Source organism: Sphingomonas sp. KC8 (assembly GCF_002151445.1).
Classification (GTDB): Bacteria; Pseudomonadota; Alphaproteobacteria; order Sphingomonadales; family Sphingomonadaceae; genus Sphingomonas_E.
The window spans coordinates 2,962,202-2,979,312 of sequence record NZ_CP016306.1 but is presented as its reverse complement, the minus strand read 5'-3'; the positions used below and the strand labels follow the sequence as shown (position 1 = coordinate 2,979,312).

Annotated in this window: 16 protein-coding genes; 8 read left to right on the top strand and 8 right to left on the bottom strand. The window is 64.3% G+C overall.

What is annotated here, in order from left to right; all coding sequences use genetic code 11:
* The first annotated feature begins 42 nt into the window (after window positions 1-42).
* The 5 genes from KC8_RS13985 (at window position 43) to KC8_RS13965 (ending at window position 4,799) form a co-directional block, all read left to right on the top strand.
* Window positions 43-615 (top strand): outer membrane protein, encoded by a 573-nt coding sequence (locus KC8_RS13985; RefSeq protein ID WP_010124063.1) that lies wholly within the window; start codon window positions 43-45, stop codon window positions 613-615.
* A gap of 279 nt (window positions 616-894) precedes the next feature.
* Window positions 895-1,407, top strand: coding sequence for an outer membrane protein (locus tag KC8_RS13980; protein ID WP_010124062.1), 513 nt, complete (start codon window positions 895-897; stop codon window positions 1,405-1,407).
* A gap of 149 nt (window positions 1,408-1,556) precedes the next feature.
* Window positions 1,557-2,669 (top strand): DNA polymerase III subunit beta, encoded by a 1,113-nt coding sequence (gene dnaN / locus KC8_RS13975; RefSeq protein ID WP_010124061.1) that lies wholly within the window; start codon window positions 1,557-1,559, stop codon window positions 2,667-2,669.
* A 124-nt stretch (window positions 2,670-2,793) separates the two neighbouring features.
* Window positions 2,794-3,507, top strand: coding sequence for a fatty acid desaturase CarF family protein (locus tag KC8_RS13970; RefSeq protein ID WP_010124060.1), 714 nt, complete (start codon window positions 2,794-2,796; stop codon window positions 3,505-3,507).
* A gap of 128 nt (window positions 3,508-3,635) precedes the next feature.
* Window positions 3,636-4,799 carry a glycosyltransferase family 4 protein gene (locus KC8_RS13965; protein WP_010124059.1) on the top strand — a complete coding sequence of 388 codons (1,164 nt, stop codon included), beginning with the start codon at window positions 3,636-3,638 and terminating at the stop codon, window positions 4,797-4,799.
* Here KC8_RS13965 and KC8_RS13960 read toward each other — a convergent pair.
* The 8 genes from KC8_RS13960 to KC8_RS13925 all read right to left on the bottom strand — a co-directional run bounded on the left by KC8_RS13960 (window position 4,716) and on the right by KC8_RS13925 (window position 13,874).
* On the bottom strand, window positions 4,716-6,086 hold the full coding sequence (locus KC8_RS13960) for a capsule biosynthesis protein (RefSeq protein ID WP_010124057.1): 1,371 nt from the start codon (window positions 6,084-6,086) through the stop codon (window positions 4,716-4,718). The two genes, KC8_RS13965 and KC8_RS13960, sit on opposite strands and share 84 nt — an antisense overlap.
* Window positions 6,083-7,696, bottom strand: a complete 1,614-nt coding sequence (locus KC8_RS13955; RefSeq protein ID WP_232455549.1) for a capsular polysaccharide export protein, LipB/KpsS family — start codon at window positions 7,694-7,696, stop codon at window positions 6,083-6,085. Before KC8_RS13955 ends, KC8_RS13960 begins: the two co-directional genes overlap by 4 nt.
* A 98-nt stretch (window positions 7,697-7,794) precedes the next feature.
* On the bottom strand, window positions 7,795-8,631 hold the full coding sequence (gene kdsA / locus KC8_RS13950; protein ID WP_010124055.1) for a 3-deoxy-8-phosphooctulonate synthase: 837 nt from the start codon (window positions 8,629-8,631) through the stop codon (window positions 7,795-7,797).
* A gap of 10 nt (window positions 8,632-8,641) precedes the next feature.
* Window positions 8,642-9,463, bottom strand: a complete 822-nt coding sequence (locus KC8_RS13945; RefSeq protein ID WP_010124054.1) for a 3-deoxy-manno-octulosonate cytidylyltransferase — start codon at window positions 9,461-9,463, stop codon at window positions 8,642-8,644.
* Between the two features lie 13 nt (window positions 9,464-9,476).
* Window positions 9,477-10,400, bottom strand: coding sequence for a KpsF/GutQ family sugar-phosphate isomerase (locus KC8_RS13940; RefSeq protein WP_232455548.1), 924 nt, complete (start codon window positions 10,398-10,400; stop codon window positions 9,477-9,479).
* Between the two features lie 161 nt (window positions 10,401-10,561).
* On the bottom strand, window positions 10,562-11,590 hold the full coding sequence (locus KC8_RS13935) for a phytanoyl-CoA dioxygenase family protein (protein ID WP_029624326.1): 1,029 nt from the start codon (window positions 11,588-11,590) through the stop codon (window positions 10,562-10,564).
* A 70-nt stretch (window positions 11,591-11,660) separates the two neighbouring features.
* Entirely contained in the window at window positions 11,661-12,368 is a 708-nt protein-coding gene (locus KC8_RS13930; RefSeq protein ID WP_037495503.1) for a hypothetical protein, read from the bottom strand.
* Window positions 12,369-12,449: 81 nt separating this feature from the next.
* Window positions 12,450-13,874: a helix-turn-helix domain-containing protein gene (locus KC8_RS13925; protein WP_010124050.1), complete on the bottom strand. Its 1,425-nt coding sequence runs from the start codon at window positions 13,872-13,874 to the stop codon at window positions 12,450-12,452.
* A 187-nt stretch (window positions 13,875-14,061) separates the two neighbouring features.
* Here KC8_RS13925 and KC8_RS13920 point away from each other — a divergent pair, with 187 nt between their 5' ends.
* From KC8_RS13920 to KC8_RS13910, 3 genes are all read left to right on the top strand, one after another.
* Window positions 14,062-15,594 (top strand): acyl-CoA carboxylase subunit beta, encoded by a 1,533-nt coding sequence (locus KC8_RS13920; RefSeq protein ID WP_010124049.1) that lies wholly within the window; start codon window positions 14,062-14,064, stop codon window positions 15,592-15,594.
* Between the two features lie 119 nt (window positions 15,595-15,713).
* Window positions 15,714-16,169: a methylmalonyl-CoA epimerase gene (gene mce, locus KC8_RS13915; RefSeq protein ID WP_010124047.1), complete on the top strand. Its 456-nt coding sequence runs from the start codon at window positions 15,714-15,716 to the stop codon at window positions 16,167-16,169.
* Between the two features lie 153 nt (window positions 16,170-16,322).
* Window positions 16,323-17,099: an enoyl-CoA hydratase-related protein gene (locus KC8_RS13910; protein WP_010124046.1), complete on the top strand. Its 777-nt coding sequence runs from the start codon at window positions 16,323-16,325 to the stop codon at window positions 17,097-17,099.
* The last annotated feature ends 12 nt before the right edge of the window (window positions 17,100-17,111 follow it).

Sequence of the window (17,111 nt, the reverse complement as noted above, 5' to 3'; positions counted from 1 at the left end):
GCACGCCCCGCGTTGAGGGGCAAGTACCTGATGGAGCTGTTTATGCGTAAAGTTGCAATCGCCCTCCTCCTCGCTTCTGCGACGGCTGCCACGCCGGCGCTGGCGCAGGACGGTGCCTCGTTCGCCGGTCCGCGCGTTGAGGGCATTGTCGGCTGGGATCGCACCCAGGCCAATGGCGGCCGCGATGACGGTGTGATGTACGGCATCGGCGCCGGCTATGATTTCCAGCGCGGCAACACCGTGTTCGGTGTCGAAGCCGAATTCACCGATTCCGATGCCAAGGATTGCGTCGGCGCCGCCACCCTTGCCGATCCGCGCCTGTGCGCCAAGGCTGGCCGTGACCTGTATGTCGGCGGTCGCGCCGGCATGGTCGTCGGCGGCTCGACGCTGCTCTACGCCAAGGCCGGCTACACCAACGCCCGTTACAAGGCCTCGTTCGACGATGGCACGGGCGTGCTCTCCGATGCCAGCAATCTCGATGGCGTTCGTCTCGGCGCCGGTGCGGAATATGCGGTTGGCCCCAATTCCTACGTGAAGGCCGAATATCGCTATTCCAACTACCAGCATGGCGTTGAACGTCACCAGGCGCTCGCCGGTTTCGGCTTCCGCTTCTGATCCCGCGTGGCCGGGTTGATCCCGGCCATATGGGTCGCCGAAAGGGCGGTGATGGCCATGCCGTCGCCGCCCTTTTGCATGCGTGTCTTTAGCGCATCACAACTGTGATATAGATGTCCAATTCATCTATAATTTAAGTGTTTGACATGTTGCCAATCAGCAACATCGCCGATTTCCCGCTGGATCAGGCCTCTATCGCCGCCTAAAGCCCGCCGCGGTCGTCCCGTTCGGGACCAGAAAAATGCCGTGAAGGCACGACCATATCCATGGAGTTACAGTATGAAGCGTTTCGCAGTCGCTGCCGTCGCAGCCATCGCCCTTGCCACGCCCGCGCTCGCGCAGGACGAAGCCACCTTCACCGGTTTCCGCGTTGAAGGCCTGATCGGCTATGACGTCGTCAGCACCCCGGCCATCAGCGACCAGGATGGTCTGCTTTATGGCGTCGGCATCGGCTATGATTTCAACGCCGGCCCGGTTGTCCTCGGCGTCGAAGCCGACGTGACCGATTCCACCACCAAGATCGCCGGCATCGTGTCCGATCGTGATCTGTATGTCGGCGCGCGCGTCGGCACGGTTGTCGGTCAGTCGCTGCTGTACGCAAAGGCCGGCTACACCAACGCCCGCCTCGAATCGCCGGTTGGCAACGCCAATTTCGATGGCGTCCGTCTCGGCGCCGGCGTCGAATACGCCCTCGGCGGCAACATGTTCCTCAAGGGCGAGTATCGCTACTCGAACTATGAAGCGGACCTGTCGCGCCATCAGGTTGTCGGCGGCTTCGGCATCCGCTTCTGATCGGGCTGGGCGGCTGCCCGTCAGCCGCTCACCGAACATGGAAGGCCGGGGCGTCATCGCTCCGGCCTTTTTTGTGCGCCCCCACTGGCGGGCGCGATAAGCCACGCTATAACGCGTATCCGTTTAGACTGCGGGGATCCGGTGAAGGTATGAAGGCTACGATCGAGCGAGCGACGCTGTTGAAAAGCCTCAGCCACGTCCAGTCAGTGGTGGAACGGCGCAACACCATTCCCATCCTGTCGAACGTGCTGATCGAGGCCGCGGCCGAAGGCGGCCTGCGCCTGATGGCGACCGATCTGGATCTGCAGATCGTCGAAACGATCGAAGCTGCGGTCGACGTCGCCGGCGCGACCACGGTTTCCGCGCACACATTGTTCGAAATCGCGCGCAAGCTGCCCGAAGGTTCGCAGGTCGAACTGACGGCCGCCGACGGCAAGATGAAGATCGTCGCCGGGCGCTCGAACTTCAACCTGCCGACCTTGCCGCGCGATGACTTCCCGGTCATCGCCGAAGGCGAACTGCCGACCAAGTTCGAACTGCCGGCCGCAACCCTGCGCCAGATCATCGACAAGACCCGCTTCGCGATCTCGACCGAAGAAACCCGCTATTATCTGAACGGCATCTTCCTCCACGTCTCCGACGAAGCCCAGCCCGTGCTGAAGGCCGCGGCGACCGACGGCCACCGCCTTGCGCGCGTCACCGTCGCCCGCCCGGATGGCGCGGCTGGCATGCCCGACGTCATCATCCCGCGCAAATGCGTGGCGGAACTGCGCAAGCTGCTCGACGAACTCGACGGTTCGGTCGAAGTCACGCTGTCGGCCACCAAGATCCGGTTCGGCATGGGCACCGCGATCCTCACCTCGAAGCTGATCGACGGCACCTTCCCCGATTATTCGCGCGTGATTCCGGTCGCGAACGACAAGCTGCTCAAGCTCGATCCCAAGAGCTTCATGCAAGGCGTCGATCGCGTCGCCACGATCGCCAGCGAAAAGACCCGCGCGGTCAAGATGACGCTCGATCGCGACAAGATCACGCTGTCGGTCACCAGCCCGGAAAACGGCACCGCTGCCGAAGAGGTTCCCGGTGAATATGCCGCCGACAGCTTCGATATCGGCTTCAACGCGCGCTATCTGATGGATATCCTCGCCCAGATCGAAGGCGATCTGGTCGAAGTGCATCTGGCCGATGCTGCCGCTCCCACGCTGATTCGGGAAAATGACAAGGCATCGGCGCTGTACGTGCTGATGCCGATGCGCGTCTGATTCGGTCCGGCGGCGGAGATTTCCGCCGCCGACCCTGGGCACGGCGCATCTTGACCATTGAATAACAGCCGCTTGTTCCGCGATACTGGCAGGCACAGGCCTCCTTGCGCGAACGGTGTGGGTTATGCGTCTCAACCTTTTCTGGGTCAGGCTGGCTTTTGCCGCCTTCCTCATCTCGCTGGCTATCAATGTCGGCTGGATGGTGATTGGGTTCGACTGGCGCGTGATCCCGGCCGCGATCGCCGGATGGTATCTTGCCGACATGGTCTCCGGCATCATCCACATGTACATGGATTACCGCCCCTGCCGGCCCAATATGGGGCTGGATCGGCTCTATTTTTACGAAGGCTCGCGCGAATCCGCCGAGTATCTTCAGCTGCGCGATGCCACGCTGGGCCGGATCGGGCCGATCGAACGGCTCGTCTATGATTTCAAGAATCACCATCCGCGCCCCGACGCGCTCGGCCGGCGATCGATGCTGCGCCAGGTCGGCTCGACCGTGCTGTCCGCCTCGCTGCCCTTTTCGCTGCTGCTCAATCTGGCCAACTGGCATGCGCCGGTTCCCGCCTGGCTGGCCGCATTGCTGATCACCTTCCTCATCGGCGGCACCTTCGCGCAATATTTCCACGGCTCGCTCCATCGCGGCGATGTCCCGCCAGTCGTCAGGCTGATGCGTCGCCTGCACCTGCTGATGACACCAGCCGCGCACGATTTGCACCACCAGACGCTGCAGCGCGATTTCGCGACAAATTGCGGCTGGTCCAACCCCATCCTCAACACCACCTTCCGCGCGCTGCGGCGCCGCGGCAGGCTGGCCGATGCGGGACTGGAACCCTGATATACAGGCCGTACGGATGCGAAATCCGCGGGCGCCCCGAAGGACTGAAAGCATGGATTCGTGATCGCCAGGATCGAAGCGCAATCACCCCGAACATGGCCGCAAAACTATCGGGACGGTAGCCGGAAATGACCGCGCAGCCGGACCTGCTTCTCGACGTCAGCCGCCTGATCTGGCGCGCGTGGGCCGGGCGCCTGCCCACCGGGATCGATCGGGTGTGCCTGGCCTATGTCGCGCACTACAGGAAGCGCGCACGCGCCGTGGTTCAGTATCGCGGGAACCGACGAATATTGTCGCCGGCCTTGTCGGTCGACCTGTTCGCATCCCTGCTTGATGCGAACACCCCGTTCCGCCGCTCAGCCATCCGCCATCTGCTGCGATCGATCTGGCGGTGGGAACCGGCCCCGTCCGGCCGCGGCCAGATCTATCTGAACGTCGGACATACCGGGCTGGACCGGCCCGAATATTCGGCATCGCTTGCGGGCACCGATGTGCGGCCCATCTATCTGCTGCACGATCTGATTCCGCTTACCCATCCCGAATATTGCCGGGCCGGCGAAGCCGCCAGGCACGCCCGGCGGGTCGATACCATGCTGCGCACGGGCACCGGGATCATCTGCAACTCGCAAGCGACGCTGGATGAATTGATTGCCCACGCCGCCGCCGCCGGCCTCACACCGCCGCCGGCGTCAGTCGCGTGGCTTGGCGCAACGCCCCTTCGGCACCACGAACCGGCACCGGCCGGCGGGCCACCGCAATTCGTCATGCTCGGCACGATCGAAGGCCGCAAAAATCATCTGTTGCTGCTTCAGATCTGGGTACGGCTGGTCCATGAAATGGGGGCTGCCGCGCCCAATTTGTTAATCATCGGCAAGCGCGGCTGGGAATGCGAACAGGCAACGGCGCTTCTTGATCGCGCCACGCAACTGGGCGGGCACGTTGTGGAATTGCCGCGCTGCACCGATGCCGAACTCAGCCGGCATCTGCATCATGCGCAAGCGCTGCTCTTTCCTTCATTTGCCGAGGGCTTTGGCATGCCTCTGGTCGAAGCGCTCGGGCACGGAACACCCGTCATCGCCAGCGATCTCGCAGTGTTTCGTGAACTGGCCGGCGCCATTCCCGATTATCGCGATCCGCTGGACGGGCTCGGCTGGCGCGCGGCAATCGAGGATTATGCGCGGCCGGACAGCCCGGCCCGCGCCGCCCAGCTAAGCCGCATGGTCGGCTATCGGGCGCCGACTTGGCCAGAACATTTCGTCCGTGTCGACGCCTGGCTGAATACCCTGGCCTAGCCCGCGACCGGGCCGCGCGGTGATGGACACCGCATGCCTGTCTTCGCCGTCCGCATCGTCTCGTTTGACCGCAAGCCCCTGAATACCGAACAGCCGGTCGATGACGCCGGCCAAAAGGATTTCGGTGGCCGACATGCTGGCAAGGCCGCCGCGCACCAGGCAACGATCGGCCAGCACGCGGTGGAACGCATCGAAAATGGCGGGATCGGGCGCGCGCGGTGCGTTCCAGAACGCATCAAGCGTCCCCTGATCGGTCAATCCGCGAATATCGTAGATCGCATCGCCAAGCACAATCACCGGCTTCCCGCCGGCCAGCGCCAGGGTGCCCGATGTGCTGTTGACGCAGACCATGCCGCACGATGCGGTCGACATCGCCCCCAGATCGCCGCCGTCGATATGGAGTATCCGGTCCGCGCAGCCCAGCCGCCGGGCCATTTTTTCCGTAAAGGCCCGCCAGTTGAAGAAGGTGGAATCCAGCGGGTGCTCCTTGATGACCAGCTTCACGCCCGGCGGCGCGCATTTGGCAAAGCTTTCCATCACATATTCGGCCGCTGTCTTCATGTCGCCGAACGGCGAATGCGCGCGAATCTGATAGTCGGCGGTCAGCTGCAGCGGGAACAGGAAATAATCCTTGCCCTCGATCGCCGCCAATGTCGCTTCGGCCTGCCGCGCGCGGCGCTTGGCCAGGCGGAACCGGTTGAGCCAGCCCAGGCCGTCGAGGAGGATCGATCCGGGGCGATGCGGACGGTAGAACGGAAACCGCAGGCGCCCGGTCACGATGCGGTGATAGTGCCAATAGGAATCATACGCGCGCCGTCTGAAGCTGGCCGTGATCGGCGGCAAACTCGGCACCGGTGGCAATGTCCGTGCCTGTTCGAGGAACCAGTTGGGATCCCGCGACAGGTTGGATCGCCCGTTAACACCATCAGGCTCCAGCGTCATCCAGTCGGGCCGGATATAGCCTTCCTCCAGGACGTGGATGTTCACGCCGCGCAATTTGGCGATCCCGTGCGCGGCCAGATGCATCGGCCGGCAATCGCCATAGAGCATGATGTCGGTGATATTATGTTCGCGCAGGAAACGATCCACATAGATCGGCCATCGCGACAACCGCCCCCGATAATCGACCCCGCCTTCGAGCCAATCGCTCCGGTCGCCACCGTTCAGATTGATGCGGTGTACCTTGCAGCCGCGTGCGCGCAGCTCTTCGCCCAGCATCGCAAAAAACGGGCCTGGCGGTCCCTGCAGAAACAAAAAGGAACGCGTGGGAAATTCGACGAGCTTCATGCCGCGGCCACCCTTGAAATACGGCGCATCACAGCCCCCTGCAGCCGCCGAAACGTCACCGTGGGCCAGCTCTGCCGCCGCACGCCGGCGACAAGGCGTTCGATCAATATCTCGGGCGGACAAGGTAATCGCGTCATGGGATCCACATAGCGAGGATAGACGAGCAATACAGCGGCAATTAATTCCATGATGCTGCGATGACGTGTGCGCCGCGCCGGAACAACTCCCAAATCCCGCGTCAGTCCCCATCCCGCATAAAATGGCACGCCATGCGTCGTCACTGCCTTGCCACGGATCAACGCTTCGAATCCGGCAAGCGATGTCATCACGTGCACGCTGTCAACCATGTCCAGCATTGCCGATATCGGCGCATCCTCGATGATCAGATCCACATATTCGGCGGCCTGCGTCGCAGGCACGGCCCCCTTGCGATGTCCGGCCAATATGTCGGGATGTGGTTTATAGATGATGAAGGCGTCAGGCTCTTCGGCGCGCACGCGCTGCAACAGGCCCAGATTGCCGCCGACATCGGCGCCACCCGTCAATACGGATCGATCGTCTTCGACCTGCCCGGTGACCAGGACATGCCGCCGCGATCCGGCGGGACGCGCGACTGCTTTGCGCGCAACGCCATATTTGCTGATGCCCGAGGCAAGAATCGTCCTTTGCAACCGCTCCGCCCGGTCGAGAAAATCTGCTGGAAAATCATCCTCTTCCAGGATGCGCTCAAGCTCGCTCGGCCGTTGCGGATCGAAATGAACGCCCAGCCGGTCGACGGCGATCGACAGCGGCGGCACGCAATTCGCGCCAAGCCCGCTCGATCGGATGAAGCCGTCCTCAACCTCGTGAACCGCCAAGCCTCTGGCCTCGACCGCATCGAGAAAAGCCTGCGGGACACGCGATTTCCACAGTGCCACCGCCTGATCGGAAGCCACGTCCGCCAGCGCATCCGCCGTCGCCGCGACGAAGCGAACCGGGTCGGAACCATTCCATAAAAGGGGCGCCACCATTTCCCGCTTCCAGCGGGCAAAGCCTGCGCCCAGCGCGATCGGCCGGTTGGCATCGATCAACCTGCGCCAGTAATCCAGCAAATCAATCGTTTCGGCCAGATCCGCATCGCGGCCGGTGAACGGGCAGCGATATCGCGCGCACCCAAGCAATTGTTCGGTGGCGACGCGCTCGACCATGGCCGCATCGCCGTCCGTCAGCGCCGCAAACCGGCCCTGGCCCCAAATCGATACCGGCCGCTCCGCGATCCGCGCCAGCAAGGCGATGGAATCGTCGGAATCCAGCCATAATGCCCCGGCCTTATCGATCACATGCCAGGGATCGCACGGGCCGATTATCGCCGGCACGCCGGCCAGATCGGGCAACGCCGCCACCGTCGCCGACGGCAGCCACAGCACCAGCTGATCGCGCATTCCTTCGGCGGTCGCCCGCGTCAGCATCGCCCGTGCCTGATCGATATTGGCCGGACGGGCAACCAGTTTACGCGCGCCGTCGAAATCAGGCTGCGCCGCCCAGAAGGCGCCGCCCACCCGCGCCTTGCGGATTGCCTGAAGGGCAGTACCGATGCCGGCCGCCCCGATCGGCCGAGGCGCGGGATCCACGGGACAGGCTATCGACGGCGCTTCGGCACCGGGGAAAGGTGGCGTACGCAAAAGCAGGCCTGCATCATCACCTGCCCAGGATATGCCGGCCTGCGCCATCACATTGGGTGATCCGCGGTCGCCGCGCGAAGCGCCAGCAACGACCGCAGCAAGGCTTCCAGCCCATCAAGCGGCCACGCATTGGGGCCGTCCGACAGGGCCTTGTCGGGATCGGGATGGGTTTCCATGAACAGCCCGTCGATCCCCGCTGCAACCGCCGCGCGCGCCAGCAGCGGGACGAACCTGCGGTCACCACCCGAACGATCGCCCAACCCGCCGGGCAGCTGCACGGCATGGGTCGCGTCAAAGATCACCGGGCAGCCGGTTTCCGCCATGATTGCAAGCCCACGCATGTCGACGACAAGGTTATTATAGCCAAAGGTCGTACCACGTTCGGTCAGCAGCACTGTGTTCTGCGTCACACCCGCGCCGGCAGCGGCGGCCTGCGCCTTGGTGACGACCTGCTGCATGTCGGCCGGCGCCATGAACTGCGCCTTCTTGATGTTGAGCGGCTTGCCCGTTGCCGCTGCCGCCACGATCAGATCGGTCTGGCGCGCCAGGAAGGCCGGCGTCTGGATGATATCGACCACGTCGGCGGCCGCGCGCGCCTGTTCGGGCGTATGGATGTCGGTAAGCAGCGGCAGCCCGATTTCGGCGCGCACCTTTTCCAGAATGCGCAGGCCTTCCTGTTCGCCCGGGCCGCGATAGGACGCCCCCGAGCTGCGGTTCGCCTTGTCGAAACTGCTCTTGTAGACGAGGAACAGCCCCAGCCGGTCAGCGATGCCGCGCAGCGCTTCGGCCACGCGCAGCGCCAGCGCCTCGGATTCGATCACGCACGGGCCGGCGATCAGGAAAATCGGGTGGCCGCGTCCAACATCTTGTCCCGCGATACGCATCAATCGCCCTTCAAATCATATCTCGCGCAGCAAGGATCGCCTCGATCGGCGCCATGTCGGTCGGATTGTTGAGTTCGATCACATCCCATCCGGGCGGATCGCAGGTAATGACGGTCATCGGCACGCCATGATGCAGGAAGCGCAACTGCTCCAGCCCTTCATGCCCTTCGGCCGGCGACGGCGCAGCCGCCTGGTACGCGCGAAGCGCCGGGCGGCGATAGGCATAGAGGCCGAGATGCATCAACACCGGGCAATCAATCTCCGCGTGGCTCCCCGGCGCGATGAAGGGGATCACCCGTTTCGAGAAATAGAGCGCCCGTCCCAACGCATCGACGACGACGGTTGTTCCCCCGCTGCGGCCCGCCGCCTGATCGGCCAACAGGTGCTGATAGGCCGTCGGCGTACAGCGCACAGCGACGGTCGATACCGGGCATTCCGGATGGGCCGTCATATGCGCGATCAACGCGTCCACGAACGCGGGCGGCGTCAGCAGCGCATCCCCTTGAAAGTTTATCAGAATTTCGGTGATGTCGGGCAGGCCGGCAAGCGCCGCGGCAACCCGTTCGGTGCCGTTGGCGCAACTTTCGGGGGTCATGATCACCGATGCGCCAAAGGCGCCCGCTGCCGCCGCGACCTGGGAATCGTCGGTCGCGACATGAACCGATCCGGCGCCCGCCACCGCACATGCCGCTTCATAGCTGCGCTGGATCAGCGGCTTGGCCACCCCGGTCGCACCACGAATGGGTGCAAGCGGCTTGCCCGGATATCGCGTCGACTGGAAACGCGCCGGGATGATAATGGAAACTGCGGAAGACGCGCTCGACGCTGTCATGATCGCGGTCCCGTCAGGATGCGATCGCCAGGTCGTGGATGTGGATCAATCCCGCCGGCTTGCGGGGATTATCGCGGTCCATGACGAACACCACGGTGATCCGGTTATCGATCATCAATTCCCTGGCCTGTTCGACGGTGACATCCGCGCCAACGGTTTTCGGATCGCGTGTCATCACTTCCTCGGCCTTGGCAACGAGCATCCGATCGAACGATCGCCGCAAATCCCCGTCCGTGATCACGCCGATCAGGTTCCCGGCATCATCGACCACGCCGGCAGCCCCCTTGCCGATCGACGTCATTTCGATCACGACATCGCGCATCCCGGTGCTTGCCTTCACCAGCGGCAGCGTATCGCCCGCGCGGATCAGCTGGCCCACGGCAAGCGCCTGCCAGCCGATGTTTCCGCCCGGATGCCAGCGGATCAGTTCCTCGCGCGATGTGCCGCGCAGCCGCATCGCCGCAATGGCCAGCGCATCGCCCAGCGCCAGCATCATCGTCGTCGATGTCGTCGGCGCGATCCGTTCGGGGCAGGCCTCGGCCACCTTCGGCAACAGAATCGGGATATCTGCCTGAACCATCAGTTCCGACCGGGCTTCGGACGCGACGGCGATAATCGGCACGCCGATATGCCGGGCATAGGCCACCATCGGCCGCAATTCCGGCGTCGCGCCCGAATTGGACAGGACCAGCAACGTATCGCCGACCTTCAGCGACCCCAGGTCCCCATGCGACGCTTCGGCCGGATGGAGGAAGAAGGCGGCCGATCCGGTTGCCGACAGGGTCGCAGCGATCTTGCGGCAGATCAGCCCCGATTTGCCGATCCCAGCAACGATGACACGCCCGCCAGTCGAAACGATACAATCGACGGCGCTGGCAAAATTGAGGTCAAGACCGGACGCAAGATCGGCGAGACCCTGAGCCTCCTGCCGAATCACAGACGCGCCGATTGAATTGGCATCAAGAACTGATGCAGCGAGCATGTTCAATGTAACGCAATCTCTTCCAAACTACCGAATTTATAGAATATTCCAATATAATGGCAAGTCACCAACGCATTTTGCACGATAGAACGCCCTCAATTGGCGATACATCGCATCTATTGTGCGTCGGGCCGAATGCGGCCGACACTGCGCCACGGCTGCCCCATGAACCGCACCAGCCGGTCGCGCGCCGCCCACATCAGCGGCACGCGGCGCTCCGCGATTCCCGGCAGGGTGAGCGGATCCAGCCCCTTCCACGGATAATAAGGGTTGCGCCGGCCATAGGCCCAGATTTCGATCCGCAGCGACGGCCGGCCGGCGATCCCGCGGGCATGAAAACCGAACGTATCCGCCACCACCAGCGTATTCGCCTTCACCGCAAGGCTGCACACCGGCGGCAGGCCAAGCGACGCGACTTCGCCAGGGCTGATCCGGAACGATCCGCGCGACGACAGATAATCGCCACTGTCGCGGACGATTTCGCTCTTCGCTCGTTCCCACGCCAGCCGCTCCGGCGTCAGGCGATGCGACCCCGGAACATAGGTGAAGGGACCATCTTCTGCCGCCACGTCGGTCAGGAAAAACCACGCCTTCATCGATGGATGGAACGCATCGGCGTGCAGATCGGTCTGCGGATCGAGTGGCGCGTCGGCGCGGCGCGTCAGGATCGTCTGCACATAATATAGCGGTTCGCTGTCGAAACTCGCGATATAGCGCGTCAGCCCGCGCCACGCCGGCGATGCCAGCAGGCCTTTCAACCCGGGCGCCGCGCGCAGCAGTTCAGGGTCCACCGCGATCCGGCGTGTGATCGTATCACCCTGCAGCATTTCGCGCGCCGGCAGGGGCGTTTCCAGAATGGCCCGGCGCAGCGCTTCAAACTCCCCCGGCGGCAGGACATCATCAATCCGGACAAAGCCGTTCGCATCGAATTGCGCCCGATGTTCCGGGGTCAGCCGATGCGCCATCCGCGCCCGCCGCCACCGCGCCATGGCGTGCGCCACGCGGACGCGCGACGCATGCAACCCCCACCGATTCAGCCGGCGCGACCCAATGAACGGATTATCCCGAAATGATTTTGCGCCCGTAACAAGTTGAATCAACCACCACGGCGAACCCAGAACGGTTCTCAGCAATTGACGCTTCATACGCGGACAGGGACAGTGGGCAACAACATATCGAGGCCAACTAGGCCGTTATTTATCGATTATCGAGCCTCTATTTCGCCCGCGGCATGGCTGCGATCAGTTCGTCCACCGTTGCCGGCTTGACCGGCAAGGCAAAACGCGCCGCATCCAGCGCCACCGGCTCGACATAGCGCAGCTGGAACCGCCCACCCACGTCGATCGGCGTGCCCAGCGCGAAGATCGCCCGTGTTTCCTCGATCAGCTCGGCGGCGCCGCTGCCCATCAACGGGGCGCCGGGAATGATCGCAGCATGCATGAACTGTTCAAGCGCGCGGCCCACCGGCTTCAGATCCGCATCCTGGTTCATCACATATTCCGCCGGCGCGCCTTCGCTAATGCCGCCGATCCCGGCGACGGTCCACACCTGCCCTTCGCGCCCGCCTACGACCCGCGTCCCCTTGCGCTCGGTGACGAGCCGGGCGGCGGGCCGGGCCGGGCCGGCGTGGGTCAGCGCATCGCCGAAGATCGGTGTCACGGCGCGGTCCACCGCCGTGGCCACGTCGCCGATCCGTGCCGCCATCCACCCATCCAGTTGACGCGACACGACATAGAATTGCCCATCCAGCAAAAGGCCGAAGCTGCTGTCGCCCGATTCCGCGATCCGTACGTCGCCCGCATCGGATACCTCGATGACCAGCATCTTATTCTCTTCCGCCGATCCATAGACGGCGCGCAGCCCGGCATGGGCGGGAGCCGCCAGCGCCAATGCGGCGAACAGGGCAAGAATCAGGCGCGACATCAGCATCTCCGGCAGCGCGGCCGCTATCCGGCCGGCCCCTCCATGCCGCCCGCCGCCCGCGAAGTCGAGCAGCCCGGCCCGTCACGCCACCCGATATGGCACCACGTCGCGCACATCGGGATCGACCTGGATGGCCCGGTCCGAAGGCGGGAATGCCCGCTGGTCGCAATCGCGGCGCGGGCACAGACGGCAGGAAATGCCGATCGGCGTCGCAGCGGCGCGGCTGGCGACGTCCAGCCCGTCGGCATAGATGAACTCGGCGGCGTGATCCGCCTCGCATCCCAGCGCCACGGCATAGCGGCGTGGGCTGCGCGCATAGCTGCCCGATGCCTTCACCAGCCCCTTGGCCATCTGGACATAGCGCACGCCGTCGGGCGTTTCGGCCAGTTGGACAAGCACGCGATCGGGAATCGCCACCGCTTCATGGACGATCCACAGCGGGCACGCCCCGCCGAACCGCGCAAATTGCAGCCGGGTCGCCGAATGGCGCTTGGTGATGTTGCCCGCCATGTCGACCCGGCAGAAGAAGAACGGGATGCCGCGCGCGCCCGGCCGCTGCAAGGTCGACAGGCGGTGGCACGCCTGCTCGAAACTCACCCCGAAACGCTGGCACAGCCGATCGATATCATGGCGCAGCGCGCGCGCCGTTTCGCGGAACCGATCATAGGGCATCAGCAGTGCGCCCGCCGCATAATTGGCCAGGCCCACCGACAGCAAGGTCTGCGCCTCGCTCGATCGCAAATCGGCGTCGCGGGCCACCCCGGCGATCGGCTCGCGAAATTCCAGCAGCGCCAATTGGTGGGCCAGGGCGAAACAGCGTGTTTCGGGGGGCAGCGCCCGGCCCAGGGTCAGCAATCCGCGGGCGCGATCGAACCGGCGCATCGCCGCCGCCTCGTCGTCCGACGCGATCACGTCCACCCCGTGGCGGGCCTTCAGCACATGCGCGATCAGCGCTTCGCCCAGCGGCTGCGCATCCAGCTCGCCCGCCAGCGCCTCGGCCGCGCGGTCGATCCCGTCGACATAATTGCCCGCAAGGTGAAACCAGTCGCGCACCTCCTCCCATGGCAGCCGCCCGCCCCCGGTGGCGCCCGTGCCGATCGCCTCGTCGGCCATCTGCCGCTGCATCTCGCCGCGCCGGTAGGCCGCATGCAGGCGGACGAAGCGTTCGGCCAGGTCGGGCTGTTGCTCCACCGCGCGATGCAGCGCTTCGGGGGCGGCCATGTCGGCGAACAGCGGATCGGCCATCGCGTCGCGCATCGCCGCCAGCCGCCGCCCCGCATCGTCCACCTGGCCCGACCAGTCGAGCGGGAAGGCGCGGGTCAGTGCGTCGGCCACCTTGCGCGTCACCGGCCGGTCGTCATTCTCCAGTTGCGACAGATAGCTGACCGATAATCCCAGCCGCTGCGCCATCGCGCCCTGCCCCAGCCCCGATCGCCGGCGCAGCGCGCGCAATTCGGCGCCCGCGAACAGGCGATGGCGCAGTGGCCGCCCCTCGTCACCCGCCATCTGCCACCACTCCTTCGCAATTCCGCAAACCCGTCAGGCGGTTCCGCGCGCTTTGATGATGGCCATATCAGCCATTCCGGCATGATTCTGCAAAACACATCTTCGCAATTTTGCAAATTCACATTTGCGTTGGCGCCCGAACCTTGAAAGGGGGACGCTGAACGCGATTCGAATGAAGCGAGGAACGATGCTGGCCATTTTGCAGAAGCTCGAGGAAAAGCGCGCGGCAGCCCGTCTGGGCGGCGGACAGGCGCGGATCGACGCGCAGCACAAGAAGGGCCGGCTCACCGCGCGTGAGCGCCTCGATGTGCTGCTCGACGAAGGCTCCTTCGAGGAAGTCGACACTTACGTCGAACATAATTGCGTCGATTTCGGCATGGCTGATCAGAAGATTCCGGGCGACGGCGTCGTCACCGGATCGGGCACGATCAACGGCCGGCTGGTCTTCGTGTTCAGCCAGGATTTCACCGTGTTCGGCGGTTCGCTGTCCGAACGCCACGCGCAGAAGATCTGCAAGATCATGGATATGGCGCTGAAGGTCGGCGCGCCCGTGATCGGCCTCAACGATTCGGGCGGCGCCCGCATCCAGGAAGGCGTGGCCTCGCTCGGCGGCTATGCCGAAGTGTTCCAGCGCAACGTGCTCGCCTCGGGCGTCGTGCCGCAGATCAGCCTGATCATGGGGCCGTGTGCCGGCGGCGCGGTCTATTCGCCGGCGATGACCGACTTCATCTTCATGGTGAAGGACAGCAGCTACATGTTCGTCACCGGCCCCGACGTGGTGAAGACCGTCACCAACGAAGTCGTGACGCAGGAAGAACTGGGCGGCGCGATCACCCACACCGCCAAATCGGGCGTGGCCGACGTCGCGTTCGAAAACGACATCGAAGCGCTGCTCGCGACGCGCGATTTCTTCGATTATCTGCCGCTGTCGAACCGCGAACATGTGCCGACCCGGCCCAGCGACGATCCCTGGGATCGCATCGACAACAGCCTCGACACGCTGATCCCGGACAGCGCGAACAAGCCGTATGACATGAAGGAACTGATCACGAAGGTCGTCGACGAAGGCGATTTCTTCGAGGTCCAGCCGACCCATGCGGGCAATATCATCGTCGGCTTTGCCCGTATCGAAGGCCGCACCGTCGGCATCGTCGCCAACCAGCCGACCGTGCTGGCCGGCTGCCTCGATATCAATTCGTCGAAGAAGGCCGGCCGTTTCGTCCGCTTCTGCGATGCGTTCGATATCCCGATCGTCACCTTCGTCGACGTTCCCGGCTTCCTGCCCGGCACCGCGCAGGAACATAACGGCATCATCAAGCATGGCGCCAAGCTGCTGTTCGCCTACGCCGAAGCAACCGTGCCCAAGATCACCGTCATCACCCGCAAGGCCTATGGCGGCGCGTATGACGTGATGAGTTCCAAGCATCTGCGCGGCGATTACAACTATGCCTGGCCGACCGCCGAAATCGCGGTGATGGGCGCCAAGGGCGCGGTGGAGATCATCTTCCGCAAGGATATCGGCGAACCCGAAAAGATCGCCGCGCGCACCGCCGAATATGAAGCGCAGTTCGCCAACCCGTTCGTGGCCGCGTCCAAGGGCTTCATCGACGAAGTGATCATGCCGCATTCCACCCGCAAGCGGATCGCGCTCGGCCTGCGCAAACTGCGCAACAAGAGCCTCGAAAATCCGTGGAAGAAGCACGATAACATTCCGCTCTGACGGCCCCATCAGGCCGCCATCCTGGCGCAAGCCAGGGTCTCTGGCGGCCTGACGACCGGCCATTCTCCTCGCCGCAGGAGATGCCAGCCGATGCTGGCATGACGATGAAGGACTGAACGATGAAACTCGGCCGTTTGAACCATGTCGGCGTCGCGACGCCCTCGATTGCCGACGCGATCGGCTATTGGCGCGACGTGATGGGCGCGGTGAAGATTCATGAACCGTTCGACATGCCGTCCAACGGCGTGAAGGTCTGCTTCGTCGACACGCCGGGCGAAAACGGCCCAAATGGCCCGACAGCCGGCACCCAGATCGAGCTGATCGAGCCGCTGGGCGCGGACAGCCCGATCCACGGTTTCCTCGCCAAGAACCCGGCAGGCGGCCAGCATCATATGTGCTACGAAGTGCCCGACATCCACGCGGCTCGGGCATGGTTCGAAGGGCTGGGCAAGAAGATCCTCGGCGACACGCGCATCGGCGCGCACGGCACCTTGATCTTCTTCGTACACCCGAAGGACATGGGCGGCGTGCTGACCGAGATCATGGAAACGCCCAAGGAAGGCGCGGCGCATTGATATGGGTTCACGGCAGCGCCCTTATGTGATCGTCATCCCCGCGCAGGCGGGGATCCATAACCCATGCGTTCTCGATAAAGTCGCGACGTCAGCGCATATGGATTCCCGCCTGCGCGGGAATGGCAACGGTGTTGAGGCAAGCGGAGACTATCAATGACCTACGCCACGATCCGCTACGATCTCGCCGATGGCGTCGCGACGATCACCCTGAACCGCCCCGATCGCCTGAACGCGATCACCACCGGGCTGTTCGAGGATGTGTCGGCGGCCCTCGATCAGGCGATCGACGAAGGCGCGCGCGCCATCCTGTTGACTGGCGAAGGCCGCGCTTTCTGTTCGGGCGCCGATCTGGCGGTCGAAGGCGGCCTGCCCGATGATCCGGGCGAATTGCTCGACAGCCATTATAACCCGCTGGCGGAAAAGTTCGCAGCCCTGCCAATCCCGGTGGTGAGCGCTGTCAACGGCCTGGCCGCCGGTGCCGGCTGCTCGGTCGCACTGTGGGGCGATTATATCGTCGCCGCGCGCTCGGCCTATTTCCTGCTCGCCTTCGTCAATATCGGCCTTGTCCCCGATGCCGGGGCCACCTGGCTGGTCGCCCGCGCGGTCGGCCGTGCCCGTGCGATCGAAATGATGATGCTCGGCGAACGCGTCCCCGCCGAAAAGGCCGAAAGCTGGGGCCTGATCAACCGCACCGTCGATGATGCGCTGCTGCTCGATGAAGCGCGCAGCATCGCCACCCGGCTGGCCAAGGGGCCGACGCGGGCAATGGGGCTGATCCGCCGGTCGGTGCGCCGCGCGCTCACCAACGATCTGTCCGATGTGCTCCAGCGCGAGCGGATCGACCAGAAGGCCGCCGGCCAGTCCTATGATTTCAAGGAAGGGGTCGCCGCTTTCATCGAAAAGCGTCCCGCCGCCTTCCTCGGCAAGTAAGTTCGAAAGCAA